Annotated in this window: 25 protein-coding genes; 7 read left to right on the top strand and 18 right to left on the bottom strand. The window is 68.4% G+C overall.

The annotated features are described in order from the left end of the window. Positions 1-69: 69 nt before the first annotated feature. The 6 genes from ACYVG2_RS00685 to guaB form a co-directional block, all read right to left on the bottom strand. The gene (locus tag ACYVG2_RS00685) at positions 70-819 is read right to left on the bottom strand and encodes an SURF1 family protein (RefSeq protein WP_460779914.1); all 750 of its coding nucleotides are present in this window, start codon (positions 817-819) and stop codon (positions 70-72) included. Positions 820-875: 56 nt separating this feature from the next. Continuing rightward, positions 876-1,991, bottom strand: a complete 1,116-nt coding sequence (locus tag ACYVG2_RS00680) for a GuaB3 family IMP dehydrogenase-related protein (protein WP_448964212.1) — start codon at positions 1,989-1,991, stop codon at positions 876-878. A 181-nt stretch (positions 1,992-2,172) separates the two neighbouring features. Further along, positions 2,173-3,861, bottom strand: coding sequence for an ABC-F family ATP-binding cassette domain-containing protein (locus tag ACYVG2_RS00675; RefSeq protein ID WP_460779218.1), 1,689 nt, complete (start codon positions 3,859-3,861; stop codon positions 2,173-2,175). A 65-nt stretch (positions 3,862-3,926) separates the two neighbouring features. Beyond that, positions 3,927-4,478 carry an OsmC family protein gene (locus ACYVG2_RS00670; protein ID WP_460779217.1) on the bottom strand — a complete coding sequence of 184 codons (552 nt, stop codon included), beginning with the start codon at positions 4,476-4,478 and terminating at the stop codon, positions 3,927-3,929. 67 nt (positions 4,479-4,545) lie between these two features. Then, entirely contained in the window at positions 4,546-4,860 is a 315-nt protein-coding gene (locus ACYVG2_RS00665) for a DUF2277 domain-containing protein (RefSeq protein ID WP_448964150.1), read from the bottom strand. A gap of 39 nt (positions 4,861-4,899) precedes the next feature. After that, a complete protein-coding gene (guaB, locus tag ACYVG2_RS00660; RefSeq protein ID WP_448964151.1) occupies positions 4,900-6,402 on the bottom strand; it encodes an IMP dehydrogenase in 1,503 nt (500 codons plus the stop codon). A 222-nt stretch (positions 6,403-6,624) separates the two neighbouring features. Between guaB and ACYVG2_RS00655 the strand changes: the two genes are divergently transcribed. The 5 genes from ACYVG2_RS00655 to ACYVG2_RS00635 are packed head-to-tail and all read left to right on the top strand — an operon-like array spanning position 6,625 to position 11,662. After that, positions 6,625-7,941, top strand: a complete 1,317-nt coding sequence (locus tag ACYVG2_RS00655; RefSeq protein WP_448964152.1) for an ABC transporter permease subunit — start codon at positions 6,625-6,627, stop codon at positions 7,939-7,941. A gap of 3 nt (positions 7,942-7,944) precedes the next feature. Continuing rightward, entirely contained in the window at positions 7,945-8,922 is a 978-nt protein-coding gene (locus tag ACYVG2_RS00650; RefSeq protein WP_460779216.1) for a branched-chain amino acid ABC transporter permease, read from the top strand. Next, positions 8,912-9,901 carry an ABC transporter ATP-binding protein gene (locus ACYVG2_RS00645; protein ID WP_460779215.1) on the top strand — a complete coding sequence of 330 codons (990 nt, stop codon included), beginning with the start codon at positions 8,912-8,914 and terminating at the stop codon, positions 9,899-9,901. Before ACYVG2_RS00650 ends, ACYVG2_RS00645 begins: the two co-directional genes overlap by 11 nt. Next, a complete protein-coding gene (locus tag ACYVG2_RS00640; RefSeq protein ID WP_448964155.1) occupies positions 9,898-10,647 on the top strand; it encodes an ABC transporter ATP-binding protein in 750 nt (249 codons plus the stop codon). Before ACYVG2_RS00645 ends, ACYVG2_RS00640 begins: the two co-directional genes overlap by 4 nt. Positions 10,648-10,672: 25 nt before the next feature. Beyond that, positions 10,673-11,662, top strand: a complete 990-nt coding sequence (locus ACYVG2_RS00635) for an NAD-dependent epimerase/dehydratase family protein (protein WP_460779214.1) — start codon at positions 10,673-10,675, stop codon at positions 11,660-11,662. Positions 11,663-11,849: 187 nt separating this feature from the next. On the opposite strand, the gene ACYVG2_RS00630 is transcribed toward ACYVG2_RS00635, so the two are convergent. From ACYVG2_RS00630 to groES, 3 genes are all read right to left on the bottom strand, one after another. After that, on the bottom strand, positions 11,850-13,103 hold the full coding sequence (locus ACYVG2_RS00630) for an ABC transporter substrate-binding protein (protein ID WP_460779213.1): 1,254 nt from the start codon (positions 13,101-13,103) through the stop codon (positions 11,850-11,852). Positions 13,104-13,234: 131 nt separating this feature from the next. Beyond that, positions 13,235-14,164 (bottom strand): EamA family transporter RarD, encoded by a 930-nt coding sequence (gene rarD / locus ACYVG2_RS00625; RefSeq protein ID WP_460779212.1) that lies wholly within the window; start codon positions 14,162-14,164, stop codon positions 13,235-13,237. An 81-nt stretch (positions 14,165-14,245) separates the two neighbouring features. Next, complete coding sequence (gene groES, locus ACYVG2_RS00620; RefSeq protein ID WP_033104978.1) at positions 14,246-14,542, bottom strand: co-chaperone GroES; 297 nt, start codon at positions 14,540-14,542, stop codon at positions 14,246-14,248. A gap of 137 nt (positions 14,543-14,679) precedes the next feature. Between groES and ACYVG2_RS00615 the strand changes: the two genes are divergently transcribed. Beyond that, complete coding sequence (locus ACYVG2_RS00615) at positions 14,680-15,954, top strand: class I SAM-dependent methyltransferase (protein WP_460779211.1); 1,275 nt, start codon at positions 14,680-14,682, stop codon at positions 15,952-15,954. A gap of 3 nt (positions 15,955-15,957) precedes the next feature. Here ACYVG2_RS00615 and ACYVG2_RS00610 read toward each other — a convergent pair whose 3' ends face one another. The 8 genes from ACYVG2_RS00610 to ACYVG2_RS00575 form a co-directional block, all read right to left on the bottom strand. Next, the gene (locus ACYVG2_RS00610; RefSeq protein WP_460779210.1) at positions 15,958-17,253 is read right to left on the bottom strand and encodes a hypothetical protein; all 1,296 of its coding nucleotides are present in this window, start codon (positions 17,251-17,253) and stop codon (positions 15,958-15,960) included. A 3-nt stretch (positions 17,254-17,256) separates the two neighbouring features. After that, complete coding sequence (locus ACYVG2_RS00605) at positions 17,257-17,751, bottom strand: hypothetical protein (protein ID WP_460779209.1); 495 nt, start codon at positions 17,749-17,751, stop codon at positions 17,257-17,259. Next, on the bottom strand, positions 17,748-18,824 hold the full coding sequence (gene tsaD / locus ACYVG2_RS00600; RefSeq protein ID WP_460779208.1) for a tRNA (adenosine(37)-N6)-threonylcarbamoyltransferase complex transferase subunit TsaD: 1,077 nt from the start codon (positions 18,822-18,824) through the stop codon (positions 17,748-17,750). Before tsaD ends, ACYVG2_RS00605 begins: the two co-directional genes overlap by 4 nt. After that, the gene (gene rimI / locus ACYVG2_RS00595) at positions 18,821-19,417 is read right to left on the bottom strand and encodes a ribosomal protein S18-alanine N-acetyltransferase (RefSeq protein WP_460779207.1); all 597 of its coding nucleotides are present in this window, start codon (positions 19,415-19,417) and stop codon (positions 18,821-18,823) included. The genes tsaD and rimI overlap by 4 nt, the downstream gene beginning before the upstream one ends. Next, positions 19,414-20,034 (bottom strand): tRNA (adenosine(37)-N6)-threonylcarbamoyltransferase complex dimerization subunit type 1 TsaB, encoded by a 621-nt coding sequence (tsaB, locus tag ACYVG2_RS00590; protein WP_460779206.1) that lies wholly within the window; start codon positions 20,032-20,034, stop codon positions 19,414-19,416. The genes rimI and tsaB overlap by 4 nt, the downstream gene beginning before the upstream one ends. Positions 20,035-20,262: 228 nt before the next feature. Next, positions 20,263-20,745: a tRNA (adenosine(37)-N6)-threonylcarbamoyltransferase complex ATPase subunit type 1 TsaE gene (gene tsaE, locus ACYVG2_RS00585; RefSeq protein ID WP_460779205.1), complete on the bottom strand. Its 483-nt coding sequence runs from the start codon at positions 20,743-20,745 to the stop codon at positions 20,263-20,265. Then, a complete protein-coding gene (alr, locus tag ACYVG2_RS00580) occupies positions 20,742-21,815 on the bottom strand; it encodes an alanine racemase (protein WP_460779913.1) in 1,074 nt (357 codons plus the stop codon). Before alr ends, tsaE begins: the two co-directional genes overlap by 4 nt. A gap of 38 nt (positions 21,816-21,853) precedes the next feature. After that, a complete protein-coding gene (locus tag ACYVG2_RS00575; protein ID WP_448964166.1) occupies positions 21,854-22,213 on the bottom strand; it encodes a holo-ACP synthase in 360 nt (119 codons plus the stop codon). Between the two features lie 208 nt (positions 22,214-22,421). On the opposite strand from ACYVG2_RS00575, the gene ACYVG2_RS00570 reads away from it, so the two are divergent. Beyond that, positions 22,422-23,252, top strand: a complete 831-nt coding sequence (locus ACYVG2_RS00570; RefSeq protein ID WP_460779204.1) for an endonuclease domain-containing protein — start codon at positions 22,422-22,424, stop codon at positions 23,250-23,252. 142 nt (positions 23,253-23,394) lie between these two features. On the opposite strand, the gene glmS is transcribed toward ACYVG2_RS00570, so the two are convergent. Beyond that, entirely contained in the window at positions 23,395-25,236 is a 1,842-nt protein-coding gene (gene glmS, locus ACYVG2_RS00565; protein ID WP_460779203.1) for a glutamine--fructose-6-phosphate transaminase (isomerizing), read from the bottom strand. Positions 25,237-25,305 lie beyond the last annotated feature (69 nt).

Genomic DNA, 25,305 nt, shown 5'->3' with positions numbered 1-25,305 from the left:
CGGCGCCGACATCCTCAATCGAATTCGCCAATCGGTAACCAGAGCGTCATTCGATCGGCGCGGCAGCGGTCAGTGCGAGGTGGGGTCCTCGAACTCCTCGACCTCGAGTTCCCAGCGATCCTTCGCCAGGCGGTACCAGATGTAGAACGCGAATCCGGCGAACACGGCCCACTCGATCGCGTAGAAGATGTTCAGCCAATTGACGCTGGAGAGTTCGTCCGGCGCTGGCGAGTCGATGTCGATGAGGCCGTCGGGCGCCTCGACCGATGCGAGGTACGGGCGGTAGACCGACAGCTGCTCCGTGTCGTGCCACTGGCTCAGCAGCATCGCCGGAGACATCCGGTTCATCGCGAAGGGATCGTCCGAAGGCGGCAGAGCGGTGCCCTCGTCGGAGATCACGCGGCCGGTGATCGTCGCCTCGGTGCCTGCGGCGTTCTCCTCGAGGGCGGATGCTGCGGCATCCGCGGATTCCCGATCCGGTGCCCACCCGACCGCGACGGCGATCGAGGTGCGCTCGTCGACGCGCAGCTGCCCGGTGACCCAATACCCCTCGGCGCCGTCGTTGAAACGGGACGACACGACGAGGAAGTCACCGGCGACCCAGGTGCCCGCTGTCTCGACGCGCTGACCGACATACGGTTCCGGCAGGTACTGTCCCGGTTGGACGACGTCGGTGAGCGGGCGCACGTCCTCCGTGATCCCTGCGGGCGGGGGCTCGGTGTCGATCGCGCGTTCGAACTGCCACTGCCCCAGGAACGCGAAGACGCCGGCCACGACAAGCGCGAGCAGCAGCACGCCGATCCATCGCGGGCGCAGCATGACCTCGCGAAGAGTCGGCGGGAACTCCTGCGGGGTCGTCACGATCTGCGTGCCGGTCAAGAGTGGTACGGCGCGAGCACGACCTCGACGCGCTGGAACTCCTTGAGGTCGGAGTATCCGGTGGTCGCCATCGACTTGCGCAGCGCCCCGATGAGGTTCGCCGTGCCGTCGGCGACGGGCGCCGGTCCGTACAGGATCTCCTCGAGCGTGGCGATGCCCTCGACGGCGACGCGGCGTCCGCGGGGAAGCTGCGGGTGGTGCGCCTCCGGCCCCCAGTGGAAGCCGTGTCCTGGGGCGTCCGTCGCCCTGGCGAGCGCGACGCCGAGCATGACGGCATCCGCGCCCATCGCGAGCGCCTTCACGATGTCGCCGGACGTGCCGACGCCGCCGTCGGCGATCACGTGCACGTAGCGTCCGCCCGACTCGTCGAGGTAGTCGCGGCGCGCGGCGGCGACATCGGAGACGGCAGTGGCCATCGGCGCATGGATGCCGAGGGTCGCGCGTGTCGTGGACGCCGCTCCCCCGCCGAATCCGACGAGCACTCCGGCGGCGCCAGTGCGCATGAGGTGCAGGGCCGCGGTGTAGGTCGCGGCGCCGCCGACGATGACGGGGACGTCGAGGTCGTAGATGAACTTCTTGAGGTTCAGCGGCTCGGCGACGCTCGACACGTGCTCGGCCGACACCGTCGTGCCGCGGATGACGAACAGGTCGACGCCGGCGGCGACCACGGTCTCGTAGAGCTCCTGCGTGCGCTGCGGCGTGAGCGACCCGGCGACCGTGACACCCGCATCGCGGATCTCGGCGAGTCGCGCCTTGATGAGTTCGGGCTTGATGGGCTCGGAGTAGAGCTGCTGCATGCGCACGGTCGCCTTGTCGGCCGGAAGGCCGGCGATCTCGGCCAGCAGCGGCTCCGGATCCTCGTAGCGCGTCCAGACCCCCTCGAGGTCGAGCACGCCGAGGCCGCCGAGCTGGCCCAGCATGATCGCCGTCCTGGGACTGACGACCGAGTCCATCGGCGCGCCGATGATCGGTGTGTCGAACTGGAACGCGTCGATCGACCAGCCGGTCGAGACGTCTTCAGGGTTGCGGGTGCGCCGCGACGGCACCACCGCGATGTCGTCGAACGTGTACGCGCGACGTGCGCGCTTGCCTCGGCCGAGTTCGATGTCCATGCTCACCCGTCCAGCCTACCCGGGGCGCCGGGTTCGCGTGTCTACGCACTCCTCTACCAGAGGCGCGCGTGCCGCACCTTCGACGCGTCGGCGCCCCCTCGCGTCGCCCACGCCCCCTCGCGCGTGCGGCGGCCGGAGGGGGCGCGGACGGTCAGAGGGGGCGCCGACGGACATGGCAAGGTCAGCGCGCCCGCGCGACCCGCTGCTCGTCCCACACCGGCGCATCCGATTCGTACACGTCGCCGTCGCTGCCGAACACCAGGAAGCGGTCGAACGAGCGCGCGAACCAGCGGTCGTGCGTCACGGCGAGCACGGTTCCCTCGAACCGCGTGAGCGCCTCCTCGAGCGCCTCGGCCGACTCGAGATCGAGGTTGTCGGTCGGCTCGTCGAGCAGCAGCAGCGTCGCGCCGGAGAGCTCGAGCAGCAGCACCTGGAACCGGGCCTGCTGACCGCCCGACAGCGAATCGAACGTCTGCTGCGCCTGCCGCACCAGCCCGTAGCGGTCGAGCGCGGAGCTGGCCGCCTCGCGCGGCATCCCCGCCCTGCGCTCATCGCCACGGTGCAGCACTTCCAGCAGCGTGCGTCCGATGAACTCGGGATGCGCGTGCGTCTGCGCGAACAGACCGGGCACCACGCGGGCGCCGAGCGTCGCGCGGCCCGTATTAGCGACGGCATCCACCTGCTCCCCTGTCGACGTCACGTGGCCGAGGGTCGGATCGGGATCCGTGCCGCCTCTGGCGAGAAGCCGCAGGAAGTGCGACTTGCCCGAGCCGTTCGATCCGAGCACGCCGATCCGGTCGCCGTACCAGATCTCCGCGTCGAAGGGCCGCATGAGGCCGGTGAGCTCGAGTCGTTCAGCGACGACCGCACGCTTGCCGGTGCGCGATCCGCGCAGGCGCATGTCGAACTCCTGCGACGGCGGACGCTCCTCCGGCGGCCCGGCCTCCTCGAACTTGCGCAACCGGGTCTGAGCGGCGCGGTACCGCGAAGCGAAACCGTCGTTCGCCTCTGCCTTGACCTTGAGGTTCGCCACCAGGGTGCGCAGCTTCTCGTGCTGCTCGTCCCATCGGCGGCGCAGTTCGTCGAGGCGGTCCATCCGGTCTGACCTGGCCTGGTGATAGCTGCCGAAGCCGTCGCCGTGCACCCACGCCGATGCACCGGCGCCGCCCGGTTCGAGCGTCACGATGCGATCGGCGGCGCGGGCCAGCAGCTCGCGGTCGTGCGAGACCAGCAGCACGGTCTTCGGCGTCTCGCGCAGCTGCTGCTCGAGCCAGCGCTTCGCCGGGACGTCGAGGTAGTTGTCCGGCTCGTCGAGCAGCAGCACGTCATCCGGTCCGCGCAGGAGGGCCTCGAGCGCGAGCCGTTTCTGCTCTCCGCCGGAGAGTGTGTCGAGCTCTCGATAACGTGCGCGTTCGAACGGCACGCCGAGGGCCGCGACCGTGCACTGGTCCCACACGGTCTCGTGCTCGTAACCGCCCGCATCCGCGTACTCGGCGATCGCCGTGGCGTACCGCATCTGCGTGTCGTGCTCATCGCGCTCGATCAGGGCGTTCTCAGCCGCCTCCAGCGACTCAGCCGCGGCGCGGATGCGGCGAGGGGCCACCCGCACCAGCAGCTCCTGCACCGTCTGCCCCGCCTCGCCGTGCCCGACGAACTGATCCATGACGCCGAGGCCGCCGTCGATCGTGACGACACCGGCGTCCGGTGCCTGATCGCCGCGGACGATGCGCAGCAGCGTGGTCTTGCCGGCGCCGTTCGGTCCGATGAGCGCGCTCGTCGAGCCCGCTCCTACACGGAACGTCACTTCGTCGAGCAGCGGTCTGCCGTCGGGCAGGGTCAGTGAGATGGCCGAGATGTCGATGTAGCCCACGGGTGAAGCCGTCCTTCCGCCCGCATGGCGAGCCGATCAGGCTATCAGTTCCGTGGGACGGATGCTCAGACCAGTGCGCTGGAGGTCGGCACCGGGTTCGCGAAGAGGTCGAGCACAGGGCAGTGCTCGTCGACGACCTTGCGGAGGTTCGCGTACTCGTCGGCGCTGTTCGGACCCGAGATGTCGATCTTCAGGCGCACATCGTGGAATCCGGCGCGGCCGGACTCGTCGATCCCGAAGAGCTTCTGCACGTTCAGGTCGCCCTCGGCGGTGATCTCGATCTCGTCGATCGTGAGTCCCAGCGCCTGCGCGTAGAGACGGAACACGACGACCTGGCACGAGACGAGCGCGCCGAGGGCGTACTCGACGGGACTCGCCGCCGCATCGTCACCGGCGAGCGCGCCCGGCTCGTCGACGAGGAAGCGGTGCTTGCCCGCGCGCACCTCCGTGGCCACCGATCCGATGCCGCGGCCGACGACCTTGTAGGTCAGTTCGGCGTTTCCGGCATCAGCAGCGATGCGCTCGTTCCACGCGGTGCCCGCATCGGTGAGGCGCTGTGCACGCTCCTCGGGGGTGACATCGGCGACGGGTGCGATCTGGTCCTGGAGAAGAGTCATGACGCGACCATAACGACGCGCCGGCGGCTGCGGGGCGGATGCCGTCATCCGGCGTCACATCACGGATCTATGTCGCCGCGCGCGCGGCGCGCTTCTCCTGCTGGTAGACGCGGATCGCCTCGTAGCGGTCGGCCGACCTGGCCTGGCGCTTCGCGGCCTCCTGCTCGCGGTTCTTCGGCGGCGCCGAGGTGACGAGACCGTCGAGGAGGGCACGGGTCGCCTGCGCGATCTCTTCGACGGCCCGATCGAAGACCGCCTGATTCGCGCGCGAGGGCGCATTCGATCCGGAGATCTTACGCACGAACTGCACGGCCGCGTCGCGGCATTCGTCGTCGGTCGCGGCGGGTTCCAGGTTGTTCAGCGGGACGATGTTGCGGCACATGCCAGCACACGCTACGCCGAGCCGCCGACGCGCGCCAGGTCACTTCTTGTAGTTGGGCGCCTCGACGACGATCTGCACGTCGTGCGGGTGCGACTCCTTCAGCCCTGCCGAGGTGATGCGCACGAACTTGCCGCGCGTCTTGAGCTCTTCGATCGTGCGGGCGCCGACGTAGAACATCGACTGACGCAGGCCTCCGACGAGCTGATAGGCCACGGCAGACACAGGTCCGCGGTACGGAACCTGACCCTCGATGCCCTCGGGGATGAGCTTGTCGTCGCTGGGCACGTCGGCCTGGAAGTAGCGGTCCTTCGAGTAGGAGGTCTGCTTGCCGCGCGTCTGCATCGCACCGAGCGACCCCATGCCGCGGTACTGCTTGAACTGCTTGCCGGACTGGAAGACGATCTCGCCCGGGGACTCGTCGGTTCCGGCGAGCAGCGAACCGAGCATGACGGCGTCCGCACCGGCGACGAGCGCCTTCGCGATGTCACCCGAGTACTGCAGTCCGCCGTCGGCGATCACCGGCACGCCTGCGGGGCGGGCGGCGAGAGACGCCTCGTACACGGCCGTGACCTGCGGCACGCCGACGCCGGCGACGACGCGGGTGGTGCAGATCGATCCGGGTCCGACGCCGACCTTGACGGCGTCCACACCCGCGTCGATGAGCGCCTGCGCGCCCTCCCGGGTGGCGACGTTGCCGCCGATGATGTCGATGTGCGCGAACGACTCGTCTGCCTTGAGCCGCTGCACGAGATCGATGACGCCCTGCGACTGCCCGTTGGCCGTGTCGACGACGAGCACGTCGACGCCGGCGTCGCGCAGCGCCTCTGCGCGCTCCCACGCGTCGCCGAAGAAGCCGATCGCGGCGCCGACGCGCAGCCGGCCCTGGTCGTCCTTCGTGGCCAGGGGGTACTTCTCGCTCTTGTCGAAGTCCTTGATCGTGATGAGACCGGCGAGCTTGCCGTCCTCATCCAGCAGCGGCAGCTTCTCGACGCGGTGCTTGGCGAACAGCGCGATGACCTCACCGGCCGGCACGCCCACCTTGGCGGTGACGAGATCCGTCGACGTCATGACGTCCTTGACGAAGGTGGTCTGACGCTCGAAGCCGGAGACGAAGCGCATGTCGCGGTTCGTGATGATGCCGACGAGGTGCCCGTCGGGGTCGACGACCGGCAGGCCGGAGATGCGGTACTTCGCGCACAGGTTGTCGACCTCTTCGACGGTCGCGTCCGGCGTCGTCGTGATCGGGTCGGTGATCATGCCCGACTCACTGCGCTTGACGCGATCGACGTGCGCGGCCTGGTCGGCGATCGAGAGGTTGCGGTGGAGGATGCCGATGCCGCCCTCGCGCGCCATCGCGATGGCCATGCGGGACTCGGTGACGGTGTCCATCGCGCTGGACAGCAGCGGCGTGGCGACCGAGATGCGGCGGGTGATCCGCGATGACGTGTCGGCCTCGCTGGGGATCACATCGGTATGACCTGGCAGGAGCAGCACATCGTCATAGGTGAGTCCGACGAAGCCGAAGGGGTCGTGCTGTTCCATGGATGAGCCTCCTGCGCGCGAGTATGACTGGTCTGCCGTCTGTACAGATTCTAAACGCCGCAGGCTGAAGAACATTCCCGAAGTCGCCTCTCATGTGTCCGCCACGTCACGCCTGGATCACCAATCGGCCGCGTGGCTAGTGAATCGGTCGATCCCGCACTACGCTCAGACCCAGCCCGCAGTCGACCCGAACCCGCGGCGAGCACTCACAGTGGAGGTTGCGTGAGACCCACGTCTACAGCCGTCCGTCGCGTCCGGCCATGGTTGGTCGCGTTCCTCGGCGTGCTGATCGCTCTGTCAGCTCTGGTGCTCCAACCACCCGCATCCGCTCTCGCCGACGAGACGGATGACGGCCAGGAGATCACCGATTTCTACTTCGCCGGGGTGATCACGTTCGATGACGAGCCGATCCCCGACGTCACCGTCAAGATCGAGGGGAACGGCTTCGATGCCGAGACCGAGACGGATGCCGAGGGCAAGTGGCGACTCTACGTTCCGGAGAAGGACGCCTACACCCTGACGGTGGATGAGGACACCCTCCCCGAGGGTGTGATCGTCGAAGGCGACTCCGCATCGCAGGAGGTGGAGTTCGCCCTCACCAACACGAAGATCGTGAACCTCTTCCTCGGCGAAGGCGTGCGCGAGACGACCTCGTTCGTCGACCAACTGCTCTCGCGCATCGTCGGCGGCCTGAACTTCGGTCTGCTGCTGGGGCTCGCGTCCATGGGCGCGGCCCTCATCTACGGCACGACCCGCCTGTCGAACTTCGCCCACGGCGAGATGGTCACCTGGGGCGCAGTGATCGCATTGCTGTTCACGACGTTCTGGCATCTGCCGCTCTGGCTCGGCATCATCGCCGCGGTCATCGGCGGTGGTCTGCTGGGCCTGGCGATGGATGCCGGCCTCTGGCGTCCGCTGCGAAGGCGCGGCCTCGGCATCGTGCAGCTGATGATCGTCAGCATCGGGCTCTCGCTCGCGCTGCGCTACTTCATGCAGTACATGATCGGCGGCAGCACCTACCAGCTGCAGGGCGCGAGCCCCACGCCGATCAAGTTCGGCCCGGTCTCGCTCTCCTACATCGACCTGATCGGGATGGGGACGAGCCTCGTCGTCATCCTCGGCATGGCCTACTTCCTCACGCGCACCCGCGTGGGCAAGGCGACCAGGGCCATCTCCGACAATCCGCAGCTGGCCGCGGCATCCGGAATCGACGTCGACAGGGTCGTGCGGATCGTATGGATCGTCGCCGGCATGCTCGCCGCGATCTCCGGCGTCCTGTGGGCGTACTTCCGCCCCGGCGTGAAATGGGACATGGGCATGCAGATGCTGCTGCTCATCTTCTGCGCCATCACGCTCGGCGGTCTCGGTTCGGCGATCGGCGCACTGATCGGCTCGATCATCGTCGGGCTCGCCGTCGAGGTCTCGACGCTGCTGGGCGTACCGTCCGACCTCAAGTACGCCACCGCACTGGTCGCGCTGATCGTGATCCTTCTCGTGAGGCCCCAGGGCCTCCTCGGGCGCAGGGAAAGGCTGGGCTGACGCATGGACTTCGGAAACATCTTCGGCAACACCGCCTCGTACCTGTTCAGTCCCACCACGATCGCGTACGCGCTCGCGGCGACCGGTCTCGCCGTGCACTTCGGGTACGGCGGCCTGCTCAACTTCGGCATGGCGGCGTTCATGGCGGTCGGCGGCTACGGGTACGCGATCTCGATTCTCAGCTTCGGATTCCCCTGGTGGGCCGGCGTGCTCGTCGGCGTCCTCGCCGGTGCGCTGTTCGCCCTGGTGCTCGGCATCCCGACGCTGCGACTGCGCGCGGACTACCTCGCCATCGCGACGATCGCGACGGCGGAGGTGGTCAGACTGCTCTTCCTCACCGAGCTGTTCCGCGAGTGGACGAACTCGGCCGGTGGCCTCTCTGGCTATCACCAGAGCTTCCGTGACATGAACCCGTTCCCTCCCGGCATCTACGGCTTCGGCCCGTGGACGTACAACGAGAACGACCTCTGGGTGCGCGTGTTCGGCCTGCTCGTGCTCGCCGTGTCGGTGCTGCTGGTGTGGGCGCTCATGCGCAGCCCGTGGGGGCGAGTGCTCAAGGGCATCCGCGAGGACGAGGACGCCGTGCGCTCGCTCGGCAAGAACGTCTTCGCATACAAGATGCAGGCGCTCGTGGTCGGTGGCGTGATCGGGGCCCTCGGCGGCGTCGTGTTCGTGCTCCCGTCCGCGGTGATCCCCGGCAGCTACTCGACATCGCTGACGTTCTTCCTGTGGACGATCCTGCTCCTGGGAGGTGCAGCGACCGTTCTCGGTCCGACGCTGGGCGCCGTGCTGTTCTGGGTCGTGTTCGCGTTCCTCGGCGGCCTGCTGCCGGAGCTGGCGCGCATCGGCGCTCTGCCGATGACGACGAACCAGGCCGACGTGGTGCGATACATCGTGATCGGGATCGTGCTGATGCTGATCGTGATCTTCAGACCGCAGGGCATCCTCGGAAACAAGAGGGAGATGACCTTTGTCAAGTGAAATCACCCCCGGCGCTCCGGCGACCGGCAACGTCACGCGTCCCAAGACGACGGGTCTCGCGAAGGGGCCGGCCGAGCCAGGCGTCGCCAAGGTCGACCCGATCCTCGTCGCCGACAACGTCAAGCGGCACTTCGGCGGTCTCACCGCTGTCGACGTCGATCACCTCGAGATCCCCCGCGGCGCGATCACGGCTCTGATCGGACCGAACGGTGCGGGCAAGACGACCCTGTTCAACCTGCTCTGCGGCTTCGACAAGCCCAACTCGGGAACCTGGTCGTTCGACGGCAGGAACCTGTCCGGCGTGCCCTCCTTCAAGGTCGCCCGCATGGGGCAGGTGCGCACATTCCAGCTGACCAAGTCGCTCTCGCTGCTCACCGTGCTCGAGAACATGAAGCTCGGGGCGCCCGGGCAGCGCGGCGAGGGTTTCTGGGCCGGGCTCTTCCCGTTCCTGTGGCGCGCGCAGGAGGCGGAGATCGAGGAACGCGCCCGTGACCTGCTGACGCGTTTCAAGCTCGATGCCAAGGAGAAGGATTTCGCGGCCTCGCTGTCCGGCGGGCAGCGCAAGCTGCTCGAGATGGCGCGGGCGCTGATGAGCGACCCTCAGCTGGTCATGCTCGATGAGCCGATGGCAGGGGTCAACCCGGCGCTGACGCAGTCGCTGCTCGAGCACATCCTCGATCTGAAGGACCTCGGGATGACCGTGCTGTTCGTCGAGCACGACATGCACATGGTGCGTCACATCGCCGACTGGGTGGTCGTGATGGCTGAGGGTCGCGTCGTGGCCGAGGGCCCGCCGAGCACCGTCATGGACGACCCGGCCGTCGTCGATGCCTACCTCGGTGCGCATCAGGATGTCGATCTCGGCGCCGTCACCGGGCGGATGCCGGTGATCTCGGATGCCGCGGCCGCCGAGCTGCGTGAGCAGATAGAAGCCGAGGCGGAAGCCGAGATTGGGAACCCCGAGGAGGGGAAGGCATGACTGCGGACACCGTCGACTCACGAGACGTCGTCGTCGAGATGACCGACGTTCACGCCGGCTATCTGCCGGGCGTGAACATCCTCAACGGCGCCAACCTCATCGCCCGCAAGGGCGAGCTGATCGGCATCATCGGCCCGAACGGGGCCGGCAAGTCGACGCTGCTGAAGGCCATCTTCGGGATGGTGCAGGTGCGCGGCGGCGAGATCACGGTCAACGGCGAGAGCATCGTGGGCCTGAAGGCCGACAAGCTCGTCCGACGAGGTGTGGCGTTCGTGCCGCAGACGAACAACGTGTTCCCGTCGCTGACGATCGAGGAGAACCTGCAGATGGGGCTCTACCAGAACCCCAAGATCTACGCCGAACGGCTGGAGTTCGTCAGCAGCATCTTCGCCGAGCTCGGCACCAGGCTCAAGCAGCGCGCCGGCTCCCTCTCGGGTGGCGAGCGTCAGATGGTGGCGATGTCGCGTGCGCTGATGATGGATCCGTCGGTGTTGCTGCTCGACGAGCCCTCAGCGGGTCTCTCCCCCGTGCGGCAGGATGACGCGTTCATCCGCGTCTCCGACATCAACAAGGCCGGCGTCACCACGATCATGGTCGAGCAGAACGCTCGGCGTTGCCTGCAGATCTGCGACCGCGGCTACGTGCTCGATCAGGGCCGCGACGCGCACGAGGGCAGCGGACGCGAGCTGCTGAACGATCCGAAGGTGATCGGCCTGTACCTCGGCACGCTGGGGGACGCGGCGTAGTCCGTGTCCCTCTAGGCTCGTCCTCATGACGAGCATTCTGTATCTGGGTGGCACGGGAACCATCAGCGCGGCGTGCGTGCGCCGTTCGATCGAGCGTGGGCACGATGTGACGGTCGTGAACCGTGGCAGCGGGCGACGCGGTCTGCCGGATGACGTCACGGTCGTGTCCGCCGACATCCACGACGCCGCTGCGCTGCAGACCGCGCTCGGGGGTCGCGAGTTCGATGCGGTCGCCGACTTCCTCTCGTTCTCCCCCGCCGACATCGAACGCAACCTCGGCGTCTTCGAGGGCCGCACAGGGCAGTACGTGTTCATCAGCTCGGCGTCCGCGTACCAGAAGCCGCCGGCGCAGCTGCCGATCACCGAGCAGACGCCGCTGGAGAACCCGTTCTGGAAGTACTCCCGCGACAAGATCGCGTGCGAGGATCTGCTGTTCGGCGCGCACAGAGACCGGGGTCTGCCCGTCACCGTGGTGCGCCCGTCGCACACCTACGACGCGCAGTCCATCCCGACGATGGGCGGCTGGACCGACGTCGCCCGTATGCGCGCTGGCCGTCCGGTCATCGTGCACGGCGACGGGACGACCCAGTGGACCATCACGCACTCCGACGATTTCGCCGTCGCCTTCGCCGGGCTGATCGGCCGCTCGGAGGCGATTGGCGAGGCGTACACGATCACGGGCTCGCACGCACCCACGTGGAACCAGATCTACGGGTGGCTCGCGGATGCGGCCGGCGTGCCCTCGCCGCAGCTCGTGCACGTCGCCTCCGACACGATCGCGGCGTTCGCGGCGGAGCTCGGCCCGACGCTGCTCGGCGACAAGGCGCACTCGATCGTGTTCGACACCTCGAAGGTGCAGGCACTGGTGCCGGAGTTCCGGACGACCATCACGTTCGATGAGGGGGCGCGCCGCATCCTGTCGTACTTCGACGGCCATCCCGATGCTCAGCGTGTCGACGCCGACCGCGACGCGCAGTTCGACCGGATCGCGGCGCACGCCCTGTCCGCCGGGTAGCGCATGCCGCACGTGCACCGCCGGCTCGGCGCACAGTTGTCAGTCTCATTCACAGATGTCAGCGAATAACCGGTGATCTGGACTGACAAGCGTCATTTCGACTGACAGGTGTCGCCCGACTCGGCCGTCGCGAACGCACGAAGAAGGGGCTCCGGATGCTGCATCCGGAGCCCCTTCTCAGTGCGTGTTACTTGATGCGCGCGTGGACGTTGTCGGCGTCGAACTCGTAGACGCCGATGGCGGCGCCCTCGGGGTCGTTGTCGTCGTTGAACGTGACCTCGCCGGAGTAGCCGTCGTAGTCGATCGTGCCACCACCGTTGATGATCTCGGCGCAGTCGGCGAAGCTGGTGCACTTCTCACCCTCACCGGAACCGCCGGAGACCTCCTGCATGCGCCCGGCGATGTCCTCGCCCTCGACCGACACGGCCTGCAGCGCCGCGAGGGCAATGAGGATCGTGGCGTCGTACGCCTCTGCCGAGTAGGTCAGCGCGTCGATCGGCTCGTTGCCCTCGGCCGTCCAGACCTCGTTCAGCTGGTCGATGAAGTCGTCGGGCAGCTCAGCGCCTGCGCGCGTGCCCTTCGAGCCCTCGAGGCTCACACCGAGGTCCGGCCAGTCCTTCAGGTTTCCGTCGACGAGGTACAGCGCACCCGTGTCGACGCCCGCGTTGCCGAGCAGCGGCGCGATCGTGGCGAACTGGTCGTACGACACGATGGCGACGGCATCCGGGTTCGCCGCGGCGATCGTCTGCACCTGGGCGTTGAACTGTCCGTCGCCCTGGTTGTACGACGCCTCGGCGACGACCTCGCCGCCGGTGCCCTCGAAAGTCGCCTTGATGGCTTCGAAGAGGCCGGTGCCGTACGGGTCGTTCTGGTAGATGATGCCGAGCGTCTTGTGCCCGTCCTCTGCGACCTGGTTGCCCAGCACCTCGCCCTGGAGGTTGTCGCTCGGTGCGGTGCGGAAGTACAGCGGGTTGATGCCCGTGAAGTCCGCCGACGTGTTCGACGGCGAGACCGTGAGGATGCCGGATCCCGCGTTGCCGTCGAGGATGAGCTTGGTCACACTCGAGGACGCTGCGCCGACCATCGCGGTGACGCCTGCGCTCTGCAGGTTGGTGATCGAGGTCTCGTACGCCTTGTTGTCGAGGTCGCCCTCGTCCTCGGACGTGAGCTCGACCGTGATGCCGGCGCCCGCCTCGTTGATCTCGGAAACGGCGAGCTGCACACCGGCCTCCATCGGCGCACCGAGGAAGGACAGCGAGCCTGTGGAGGGAAGCAGCGAGCCCAGCTGGAGCGTCAGATCGACGTCGGCCGGACGATCGCCGCCGCCCGTGTCTTCTGTGGACTCCGGGGCCGGCGTGCTGCAGCCCGTGATCACGAGCGCCGATGCGCCCACCAGCGCGATGCCGGCAAGCCACTTCGTACGCGTCTGCGTGCGGTTCATAATGCTCCTTTGCGACGACGGGCATGGCGATACATGCCCGGATGATCCCACCTTATGGCGAGCGCGCTTTTGCTGGGTATCGGTGCGCTAACGATCTTGTTTCGCGTTGAATACGCCGCTCAGGCGCGCACTCACGCGACCGGCGCGACGCGGGTTCGTCTGCCTCGCCGACCCGCCCGCAGCAGGTCGATGACGAACACCGCGACCGCGATCCACACGATGATGAAACCGATCCATCGCTCAGGGGGCATGGGTTCGTGCAGCAGCAGCACACCGGTGAGGAACTGCATGATCGGGGTGATGAACTGGATCATCCCGATCACCGTGAGATCGATGCGACGGGCGCCGGAGGCGAACAGCAGCAGCGGCACAGCCGTGGCGACACCGGCGAGGAGCATGAGCACGGTGTGCCAGGTGCTCACGGTGCCGAAGGTGATGCCAGTGGTCTGCGCCACGACGACCAGCTGCACGATGGCGATCGGCATCAGCCAGAACGACTCGAGGGTGAGACCGCTCACGGCATCCACCGCGGGTCCGATCTTCTTCTTGATCAGCCCGTAGGTGCCGAAGGACGCCGTCAGCAGCAGCGCGATCCATGGGAACGCGCGGTACGCCACGATGATGACGACCACCGCGACGAGCGCGATGCCGATGGCCACCCACTGCAGTGTGCGGATGCGTTCGCGCAGCACGAAGACGCCGAGCAGCACCGTCGTGATGGGGTTGATGAAGTAGCCCAGCGCTGTCTCGACGACGTGCCCGCTGAGGGTTCCGATCAGGAACACCTGCCAGTTGACGTAGATCAGCAGACCGGCGAGCGCGGTCCACGCCAGCAGCCGCGGCTGCCGGATGATGGCGATGATGCGACGCCATCCGCGCGCGACGGTGAGCAGCAGCAGGCAGAACACGAGCGAGAAGACCACGCGCGCCGCGACGACCTCCCACGGCCCGGTCGGCACGAGCAGCAGGAAGTACAGCGGCAGGAGCCCCCAGATCAGGTAGGCGGCCACCGAGTACGCGGCTCCTGCTGCGCGGGTGCGGGGCGATGCTTCGAGGCTCACTGCTCCACCCTAGGACCGGCGGGGATGCGAAAAGGCCCGGATGCCGAAGCATCCGGGCCTTTTACGCTGTCGTCGAGTCGCTCAGCGAACGACGACGGCGAGAACGTCGCGAGCCGAGAGCACCAGGTACTCGTCGGCGCCGAACTTGATCTCGGTTCCGCCGTACTTGCTGTACAGGACGCGGTCGCCGACGGAGACGTCGAGCGGGACGCGGTTGCCGTTGTCGTCGATGCGGCCGGGGCCGACAGCCACGACCTCGCCCTCCTGGGGCTTCTCCTTGGCGGTGTCGGGGATGACCAGGCCACTAGCGGTGGTCTGCTCTGCCTCGACCTGCTGGATGACGATGCGGTCTTCGAGCGGCTTGATGGAAACCGACACGGTCTACCTCTTCTTTCTTGACGCTGACACGAAAGACTTGTTCGCACTCTCAACCCGAGAGTGCTAATCACAAGTGTAGGGCGTCGGCTGGCACTCATGCAATGCGAGTGCCAGTTTCGGCCGCGTAGGCTGAACCGGTGGAGATGTCCGAGCTGACCGCGCTGCTCACCCCCGAGGGCCTTCGGCTGCTCGACGAGGCGGGCACGATCTCATCGACCGCCGAGGTCGCGCAGACCGTGTCACGCCTTCGCGGAGCCGGGCACTCCCCTGATCTCGTGTCGGCTGTGGTCGGCCAGGCGCATCTGCGGTCCAAGGGCGCGGCGAAGTTCGGTGGCTTCGCCGAGCGGATGCTGTTCACCAGAGCAGGCCTCGAGCAGGCGACGCGTCTGGGAGTCGCCGCACGGCACGCCGGCCGCATGCGCCGGGCCGGGATCTCGCGCGTGGCCGATCTGGGATGCGGCATCGGCGGCGACTCCCTCGCCTTCGCAGGAGCCGGGCTCGACGTCGTGGCTGTGGACGCCGATGAGGTGACCGCCGCGATCGCCGCCTACAACCTGGCACCGTTCGGGGAGGATGCCGCGGTGCAGCACGGCACAGCCGAGGAGTTCGTGAGCGCGAACTTCGCGAGCGCTGACTTCGGAGAACTGCAGCATCGTCGGACGAGTTCGGCAGATTCCTCCGAAGATGCTGCACTTCTCCGAGATACGCGTACGGCGGTGTGGCTCGACCCTGCCCGCCGCACCACAGGTCACAGCGAGACGCGTCGGGTCACGGCATCCGACTACTCCCCCTCCCTCGACTGGGCGTTCGACCTCGCCTCGCGGATGCCGACCGGCATCAAGCTCGGCCCCGGCCACGATCGCGACGCCCTTCCCGCCGATGCCGAGGCGCAGTGGGTCAGCGCCGACGGCAGCGTGGTCGAACTGGTGCTGTGGTCCGGCGCTCTGGCGCGCGAAGGCGTGCGGCGTGCGGCGCTCGTGATGCGCGGCGACGAGTCGCACGAGCTCACGGCGGGGGCGGATGCCGAGGATGCCGGAGTCCGCGAGCTCGGCGCGTTCGTGCATGAGCCAGACGGCGCCGTCATCCGTGCCCGCCTGATCGGGGACGTCGCGCGGAGCATCGACGCGGGGATGCTGGACGAGAAGATCGCCTATCTCACTGGAGACGCGGCGCTGACGAGCCCGTTCGTGCAGTCGTTCCGGGTGCGCGGGGTGATGGCCGCGAACCCCAAGGCCATCAGCCAGGCGCTGCGCAGCAACGACATCGGCACGATCGAGATCAAGAAGCGCGGGATGGACGTCGATCCGGCGGCGTTCCGCAAGAAGCTCACTCTGAAGGGCTCGCAGAGCGCGACGCTGATCCTCACTCGTGCGGGCGACAGGCGGATGGCGATCCTGGCGGATCGCGTCTGAGGCTCAGCGAGGGGTCTCGCCGGTCTCGCCCTCGCTCACGAGGTCGTCGTGCGTCGGATCCTCGAACGTGAACTCGATCGGGTCGCCGGACCCTGGTCCGACCGGAGCGCCGGATGCATCGGCGTCGCGCGTGATCACGACCGACGCGATCATCTGGTCGGTGTAGCGCAGCGTGACGGACACCGAGCTCGGAGTCTCACCCACCCGGTACGGCACCATCATCGTCATCCCGTCCGTCTGCGCCTCTCCGATCGGCCCGCAGACGGAGGATGCGTCCGGACCACCCCCGTAGTAGATGCATGCCTGCTGACCGGACTCGCGCGTGCCGATCCAGATCTGCGTGTCGCCGTCGTACGCCGCGAGCATCGGCGACCATTCGTCGAGGCCGTCGTCGAGCAGTCTCTCGGCCGTCGCGCGCTGCTCGGAGTCGGTGAACTGGTCGAGGTAGTCCGTCCCGGAGGACGACCATCCCCGCTGGATCATCACGACCGGTTCGTCCTCCCGGACGAAGCCCATCGACGCACTGATCATCTCGGTGGCGTTCTCGGGCGCGTCTTCGAGAGAACCGGCCGGTGCGTCGCGGGACAGCATCCCGTACAGGCCGGTCTCGGCGATGGACTCCGTCGGCGCGCACGACGGCGCATCGTGTTCGCCGTCCTCGATGATCATGCACGTGATCTCGCCCGAGTCGCGCGTGCCCACCCACACGAGCACGTCGTCGTCCTCGGCCATCGGGAGGATCGAGCCGGCGTCGAGATTCGATTCCTCGGCGAGCTGCTCGCCGCGCACCTGCTGCTCGGCCGTGATCGGGATGCCCGGCCCGGTGTCGCGGCCGAACACGAGCCAGCCGATCCCGACTCCGAGGACGAGTGCGATGGATGCCGCGACGGCGAAGGCGAGCGGATGCCTGCGCCACGGCTGCCCCTCGGTCGAAGCGGACGCTTGGGGAGGGTCAGCGTTCGGCTCGTCTGACGAGGTGGTCGAGGTCGTCGAGGTCGACGAGGTCGTCGTACGGGGCTCGGGGTCTGGATCCGTCTCTGTTCGCGGAGCCGTCTCGGGCCCTGCGCCCGTTGCGAGCCCGCTCGCCTCAGGCACCGCGCCCACTTCGAGCCCGGCGTCCAACCTGCGATCCGGCGCTCCCGCTGGGGTCGCAGCACCCTCCGCCACCGCGGCGCTGCGCAGTCGGACGGGGTTCAACTCCCGCAGTCGATCGAGTTCCGCAGCGGTGATGCCGCCGTCAGGGCCGTAGGCCTTGGCCTGCAGCATCCGCAGCTCTGCGGTCTCGTCGGCGGACAGCATCCGTCAGCCCAGATTCTCGAACTGCATACCGGCCCAGATGAGCCAGCCCAGACTGTAGATGGTCGCGGTGATGCCGAGGATCAGCGCCCACAGCGCGATCGCGCGGCTCTCGACCGGTCGCCTGAGCGACATGATCGCGGCCACCACTGCGACGATCGCGAGCGGGATGCCCCAGCCGACGAACCACGATGCGCACAGCGCCACGATCGCCGCCAGCAGGGCCCACGGCGCCAGGCGGGTGTTGTCCTCAGCGACGGCTTCGTCATTCGGTGCCCACTGCACGGCCGGCATCCCCGCCGTGTCTGCAGGACCGCTGGCGACGACGGGCTCGACCCCGACCGGTCCGGTGGGCAGCTTCGTATAGCCGTCGCGAGGGGCGCCGGGCATCCGGGTCGCGCCGGCGGGGCGCTCGACCTCCGCCGAGGGCCGCTCGAGCGTCGGCTGATCCGACGCCGTGGTCTGCTCGCCGGGGTCGCTCATGTCGCGCTTGTCACTCATGCGGCATCTTCCGCCCGTGACTCGGCGATCTGGATCTCGGTGACCGGCAGGGTGGAGTCGGCCCCGAACGCGAGCGTCGACGGTCGGCGGCCCGAGCTGATGAGGTCAGCGGCGAGCGCGGCGATCATCGCGCCGTTGTCGGTGCACAGCGAAAGCGGCGGGATCCGCACGGTCACGCCGGCAGCCGCGGCTCGCTCGATCGCGACGTCGCGCAGCCGCTTGTTGGCGATCACGCCGCCGCCGAGCAGCAGTCGCGGCACTCCCAGATCGGCGCACGCGGCGAGCGCCTTCGTGACGAGCACATCGACGACGGCCTCGCGGAAGCTCGCGGCGACATCGGCCACCGGCACGTCCTCGCCCGCGGCCTCGCACCGCTCCACCCACCGGGCGACGGCGGTCTTCAGGCCCGAGAACGAGAAGTCGTAGCGGTGCTTCTCCATGTCGGAGGCACGAGAAAGGCCCCGCGGGAAGCGGATCGCCTTCGGATCGCCCTCTGCGGCCGCACGATCGATCTCCGGTCCTCCCGGGTACGGCAGCGAGAGCAGCCGGGCTACCTTGTCGAAGGCCTCGCCTGCCGCGTCGTCCATGGTCTCGCCGAGCAGTTCGACGTCGGTCGTGAGATCGCGCACGTGCAGCAGCGAGGTGTGACCGCCCGAGACGAGCAGCGCGATGGTCGGATACTCGAGCGGGTCGGAATCCGGCGTCACGATGTCGGCGGCGATGTGACCGACGAGATGGTTCACGGCGTACAGCGGCTTGCCGAGCGATACGGCGAGTCCCTTGGCCGCACCGACGCCGACCATGAGCGCACCGGCCAGCCCTGGGCCACTGGTGACGGCGACGGCGTCGAGATCTTCCAGCCGCACCTGCGCCTCGGCGAGCGCGGCCTCGATCGACGGCTGCAGCGCTTCGAGGTGCGCGCGGGCGGCGACCTCGGGGATGACGCCGCCGTAGCGGGCGTGCTCGTCCATGCTCGAGGCGATCGTGTTCGACAGGAGCGTGCGGCCGCGGACGATGCCGATGCCCGTCTCGTCGCAGCTCGTCTCGATGCCGAGGACCAGGGGTTCGCTCATGACGTGGTCTCCTTCGAGGCGGCATCCCGACTTTCGGTCTCACCGTGATGGGCGGAGTTCGCATCGTCGGGCGGAGGATTGCGGGGGATCTCTCCGACCAAGGCTGCGTTCTCCGCCCGAGCCTGCGGGGCCACCGACGCAGCCCACCGCCGTAGCTCGAGTTTCATCACGATCGCATCGACACCGTCCGGCTGGTAGTAGCGCGGGCGGCGGGCGATCTCCTCGAACCCCTCCGAGATGTAGAGGCCCTCTGCACCGGGATTGTCGGCGCGGACCTCGAGGAACACCTCACGGGCACCACGGGCGGATGCTTCGTCGAGCAGAGTCCGCAGCATCCTGCGACCTCTCCCCTCCCCGCGCCGCGCCTCGATCAGCGCGATCGTCTGGATGTCGGCATCCGCATTCCCACGGATCGAGCGGAGTCCGGCGTAGCCGATCACCTCGCCGCCGTCCTCGTCGACGAGGTAGTGGCTGTACTCGGTCACGAGCTCGGCCGCCATCGACTCCGCGCTCCACGCGTCGGTCGGAAAAGAGGCGTTCTCGATCGCCATGATCGCGTCGAGGTCGGCGGGGGTCGCAGTGCGGATGGTCACAGTCCCACCCGCTTCGGTGCGCCGGGCATCGTGACATCGGGCTGACGCAGGTAGAGGGGTTCGGCGCCGACGAGCTCGCGTCCGGCGTGCGCCGCGCGGATGCCGACGCGGGCCAGGGCCGCCCCGTCCAGCGTCGTGACCTCGCGCCCGTCGAGTCCGTCGAGGTACGCCTCGGCACCGGTGCGCGGCACGAGCACGGTCTCGGACATGAGATGCGGGATGCCGTCGTCGTCGAGCCCGCGGAACAGGCTGATCGCGACCTCGCGGCGGCGAGCATCCGTCACGATCGCGAACGTGCCGATCTGCGGGTTCTCCTCGAGAACGGCGAGGGCGGCGCCGAAGTGGCTGGGCACGGCGATCACGTCGATGCCGCGGCCGAGCGCGAACGCGCGTGCGGTGGCGATGCCGATGCGCAGGCCGGTGAACGGGCCGGGGCCCATGCCCGCGACGACGTGCGTGATCTCGTCGCCCGCTTCGGCGAGAGCCCGCTGCAGCAAGGTGCCGACGACTTCGGCGTGCCCGAGCGGGTCGGGGCTGGACGCGTCGGCGCGGCGACGACCATCGGCGTCGACGATCGCGACGGCCGTGCCCAGGGAGGTGTCGACTGCGAGAATCACCTCTCCAGGGTAGTCGGCCGCGCGCCGTGGTCGCTGAGGGGCGTCCTGGTCCCTTTCGCGGCGCTCACTGCCGGGAGTGGGTCCCGCCCGCCCGCACACTTGTCAGTGGATCTGCACACCTGTCAGCGTGAACTGCCCTGTTTCCGCTGACAACTGTGATCCGGACTGACACCTGTACCGGCATCCGCCGTGCGTGAGGCCCGCGGCGTCCAGCGCGGCGCGCACCGCCTAGCGGACGACGCGCTCGATCGTCACGACGCGCGGTGCGTCAGCATCCAGATCCTCATCCGCCACGTCGTCACCGGCGGCGCCGACCGGGCGCTCGAGTTCGATGTCCCACCAGGCGTCCGCGATCGACGGGGCCATCTCGCGCCCCCACTCGATCACGACGACGGAGCGCATGAAGTCGATGTCGAGATCGTCGAGCTCTGCGGCCGACCCCAGCCGGTACGCGTCGACGTGCACGAGCGGCGCACGGCCGACGAGCGACGGATGCGTGCGCGCGATCACGAACGTCGGGCTCTGCACCGGTCCGCGCACGCCGAGCCCCTCCGCGAGGCCGCGGGTGAACGTGGTCTTGCCGGCCCCGAGCGGACCTGTGAGCACCAGCAGGTCCCCCGGCTCCAGCTGCTCGCCGATGACGAGGCCGAGGTGCTCCATGTCATCCGACGTCGCGATCTCGCGGCGTCCGAGAAAGGCGGGGTCGATCATGCGTTCCGCCGCGGCACTCGATTTCCGATGCGGGCGACGACCTCGTAGTTGATCGTGCTCGCGGCGTTCGCCCACTCCGTCGCCGACGGCGCACCGAGCGTCGGATCCCCGAACACGACGGCCTCGTCGCCCACAGCGACATGCGTGTCGCCGACGTCGACGACGAACTGATCCATCGCGATGCGGCCGGCGACCGTGAACCGGCGACCGTTGATGAGCACAGGGCCTCGTCCGGACGCCTGGCGCGGGATGCCGTCGGCATAGCCGAGCGGGATCAGGGCGAGCGTGGTGTCGTGGTTCGCCCTGTGGTCGTAGCCGTACGAGACGCCGGCGCCGGCGGGTACGCGGCGGACGGCCGCGACGGATGCGCGCAAGGTCATGGCCGGACGCAGCCCCAGGTCGGCGGACGAGCGGTCATCGAACGGCGAGAGCCCGTAGATGCCGATGCCGATGCGCACGGCATCCAGTCTCGTCTCGGGAATGTCGAACGCGGCGGCCGTGGCGGCGAGGTGCCTGATCTCGGGGCGGATGCCGACGGATGCTGCGGCAGCGGTCCCCTCCTCGAATCGCGCGAGCGCTTCGAGGTCGTCGGCACGCGATGCGTTGGAGACGTGGCTGAAGAGGCCGACGACGCGGATGCGTCCGATCCTCTCGAGCCGCGCGGCTTCGGCGAAGACCCGACCCCAGTCGCCCGGGGCGACGCCGTTGCGCGAGAGCCCGGTCTCGAGCTTCAGGTGCACGTCGACGGGGCCGTCGGCGCCGGCGGCTGCGCCGGCCGCCTCGAGCTGATCGAAGGACGAGATGCCGAGCTCGATGCGGTTCGCTGCCGCCTCGGTGAAACGCTGACCGGGCTCGTGCAGCCACGCCATGATCGGCGCGTTGATGCCCTGCCGGCGCAGCTCGATGCCCTCTGCGATCTCGGCGACGCCGAGCCTTGTGGCACCGCCGGAGAGCGCGGCGACGGCGGCCGAGGCGGCGCCGTGTCCGTACGCGTTGGCCTTGACGACGGCGATGACGTCGACTCCGGTGAGACGACGGATGTGCCGGGTGTTGTCGGCGATCGCATCCATCTCGATCGTGGCCTCACGGAACGGGACGGTGTGCGCGCTCACAGCGGCTCTCCCTCGGCGACGACGAACGCGGTGGCGAGGCCGGCGTCGTGCGACATCGTCAGGTGGAGGTTCAGGATGCCCTTGTCCTTCACGGCCGCGGCCGTGGTGCCCGTGAGCAGAAAGTGCGGCCTGCCGGAGGGCTCCGACGCGATCTCGATCTCGGTCCAGTGCACGCCGTCCGATCCGCCGAGCGCCTTGATCAGTGCCTCTTTCGCGGCGTAGCGCGCGGCGAGCGACGGCAGCCGGAGAGTGCGCTCGGACGGGGCGAAGAGTCGCTCCATGAGCCGCGGTGTCCGGGACATGGTGCGCTCGAACCGCGGGATGTCGACGAGGTCGATGCCGGTCCCGATGATCACCGCTCCAGCCTACCGGCCCTCTCACCTCGTCCCCTGGTACGGATGTATGCCCAAAACCACTGATGCCGGGGCATCCCACCGATCTCGGCATACATCCGTAGATTCTGACCTGCAGCCGTACCCGAGGACTCGTTCTGCACAGGCGCGAGTCGTGCCCAGCGTCTGTGGACGACTCTCCTCGGCTCGGACCCACCATCAGAATCGGAGGATGTTTCAGCCCCCAGACCTCCTCGAGCGCTTCGGCGGCATCGCTCGCGGCACCTTTCTGCAACGCTTCCAATGCACCCGCAAACACCTGGCTGCACACACGAACAACGGCAGCATCATCCGCGTGCGCCCCGGCGTCTTCGCGGTTCCGTCGCTCGACGCGCGTGTGGTCGCGGCGGCCGCGCACGGCGGCGAACTCACATGCGCGGCCGCGCTTCGCTTGCACGGCGTCTGGGTGCTCCCGAATCCGGATGCCGAGATCCACGTGTGGCTGGGAGGCAGTGGCCGCCGGCATCCGCATCAGCCCTGCGAGTGCATCGCCCACTATTCGGCCGGCCGCGCCGGCCTCGGTATCGCCTCAGCGGCCACCGCGCTGATCCATGCATTCCGCTGTCTCAGTCGCGAAGCGTTCTTCGCCGCATACGAATCGGCGTGGAATCAGCGCCTGATCTCGGCATCCGATCGCGCGCGCATCCGTCGCGAACTGCCCAAGTCCATCGAGTGGCTGTTGGACCTCGCACGATCCGACGCCCAGAGCGGGCTGGAGTCGCTGCTCCGTCTCCGGCTGCATCTGCTGGGCATCCGACTCGATTGCCAAGTCGTCATAGACGGCGTCGGCCGAGTCGATTTCGTCATCGGGGGACGGATCATCCTCGAGGCTGATGGCAAAGACAACCACACCGGAAACAAGCGTCATGCCGACCTGATGCGGGATGCCGCGGCATCCGCCCTCGGTTACGAGACCCTGCGATTCGACTACGCGATGATCGTGCACGACTGGGACGCCGTCGTCGCTGCCATCCTGCCGGCGCTCGCCCGCGCCCGGGCATGAGTCGAGCCGGCCGCACGTCGATCAACTGCCGGACGGCCCGGGTACGGATGCATGCCCAGAACTACGGATGCCGGGGCATCCTCCCGATCTCGGCATGCATCCGTGCATCTCGACCTACAAGTGTGCCGAGGCACCCGAGAACCTACTCGACCGTGACGGACTTCGCGAGGTTGCGGGGCTGGTCGACGTCGAGGCCCTTGGCCGTGGCGAGGGCCATGGCGAAGATCTGCAGCGGCACGACCGCGAGCACCGGCTCGAACATGGGCCCCGCGAGCGGGATGTGGATGACCTCGTCCGCGAAGGGCAGCACTGCGGCATCCCCTTCTTCGGCGATCACGATGACGCGGGCGCCGCGGGCACGGATCTCCTGGATGTTCGAGACCACCTTGGAGTGGATCAGCGCGGAGTGGCGCGGCGACGGCACGATGACGAACACCGGCTGGCCGGGCTCGATCAGGGCGATCGGGCCGTGCTTGAGCTCACCGGCGGCGAAGCCCTCGGCGTGGATGTACGAGATCTCCTTGAGCTTGAGCGCGCCTTCGAGCGCGATCGGGTAACCCACGTGGCGACCGAGGAACAGCACCGAGCGGGTGTCGGCCATCCAGCCGGCGAGCTGCGAGACGTGCTCGTTCTCCTTCTCCAGCACGCTGGCGATCTTGGCGGGAAGGTCTGCGAGCTCCGCAACCGCCGAGTCGTCGGTCAGCGTCTGACGCACGCGGCCCATGTGAAGCCCGAGCAGCAGCAGCGCGGTGATCTGCGCCGAGAACGCCTTGGTCGATGCCACGGCGACCTCCGGCCCCGCGTGGGTGTAGACGACGGCATCCGATTCGCGCGGGATCGTCGCGCCCTGCGTGTTGCAGATCGAGAGGGTGCGCGCGCCGCGCTCGCGGGCGTACTTGACGGCCATGAGCGTGTCCATGGTCTCGCCGGACTGGCTGATCGAGATGACGAGCGTGTCGTCGCCGATCACCGGGTCGCGGTAGCGGAACTCGTGCGCGAGCTCGACGTCGGTCGCGACGCGGGCCCACTGCTCGATCGCGTACTTGCCGACGAGGGCTGCGTAGGATGCCGTGCCGCAGGCCGTGATGATCACACGGTTGATGCCGATGAAGAGCTCGTCGAGCCCGTCGAGCTCGGGGATGACGACTTGGCCGTCGTGCACGCGGCCGAGGATCGTGTTGGCGACGGCCTCTGGCTGCTCGGCGACCTCCTTGGCCATGAACGACGACCATCCGCCCTTCTCGGCGGCGGCGGCGTCCCACGACACGTCGAACGGCTCGGCCTCGACGGCGTTGCCCTCGAAGTCGGTCACGGAGACCTCGGACGGCGTGATCGAGACGATCTGGTCCTGACCGATCGCGAGCGCCTTGCGGGTGTACTCGACGAAGGCGGCGACGTCGGATCCGAGGAAGTTCTCGCCCTCGCCGAGGCCGATCACCAGCGGCGAGTTGCGGCGCGCGCCGACGACGAGGCCCGGGTGGTCCTCGTGCATCGCGAGCAGCGTGAAGGCGCCCTCGAGGCGGTTGACGACGTTCTGGAACGCCTCCTGCAGGTTGCCGCTCTTCGCGTACTCGCGTCCGAGGAACGCCGCGGCGACCTCGGTGTCGGTCTCGCTGCGGAAGCTGACGCCCTCGGCGAGCAGCTCTTCGCGGAGTACCGAGAAGTTCTCGATGATGCCGTTGTGGATGACGGCGAGCTTGTCGTCGTCCGCGAGATGCGGGTGCGCATTGACGTCGGTCGGACCGCCGTGGGTCGCCCACCGCGTGTGCCCGATACCGGTCGTGCCGTCGCCGAGCGGGGCGTCGGCGAGCGAGTCGCGCAGCATGCTGAGCTTGCCGGCCTTCTTGCGCATCCCGAGGTCGCCGTTGCCGTCGATCACGGCGACACCAGCAGAGTCATAGCCACGGTATTCCAGACGGGCGAGGCCGGCGAGAAGGATGTCCTGGCTGGGGCGAGGGCCCACGTATCCGACGATTCCACACATGGTCACAAGGATAAGCGCGGGTTTTTGCGAGGGTTCCGAACGAACTATGAACGGACGCTGCGCCCCCCT

This window comes from Microbacterium shaanxiense (genome assembly GCF_054779995.1).
This window is presented reverse-complemented; position numbering and strand designations above follow the sequence as displayed.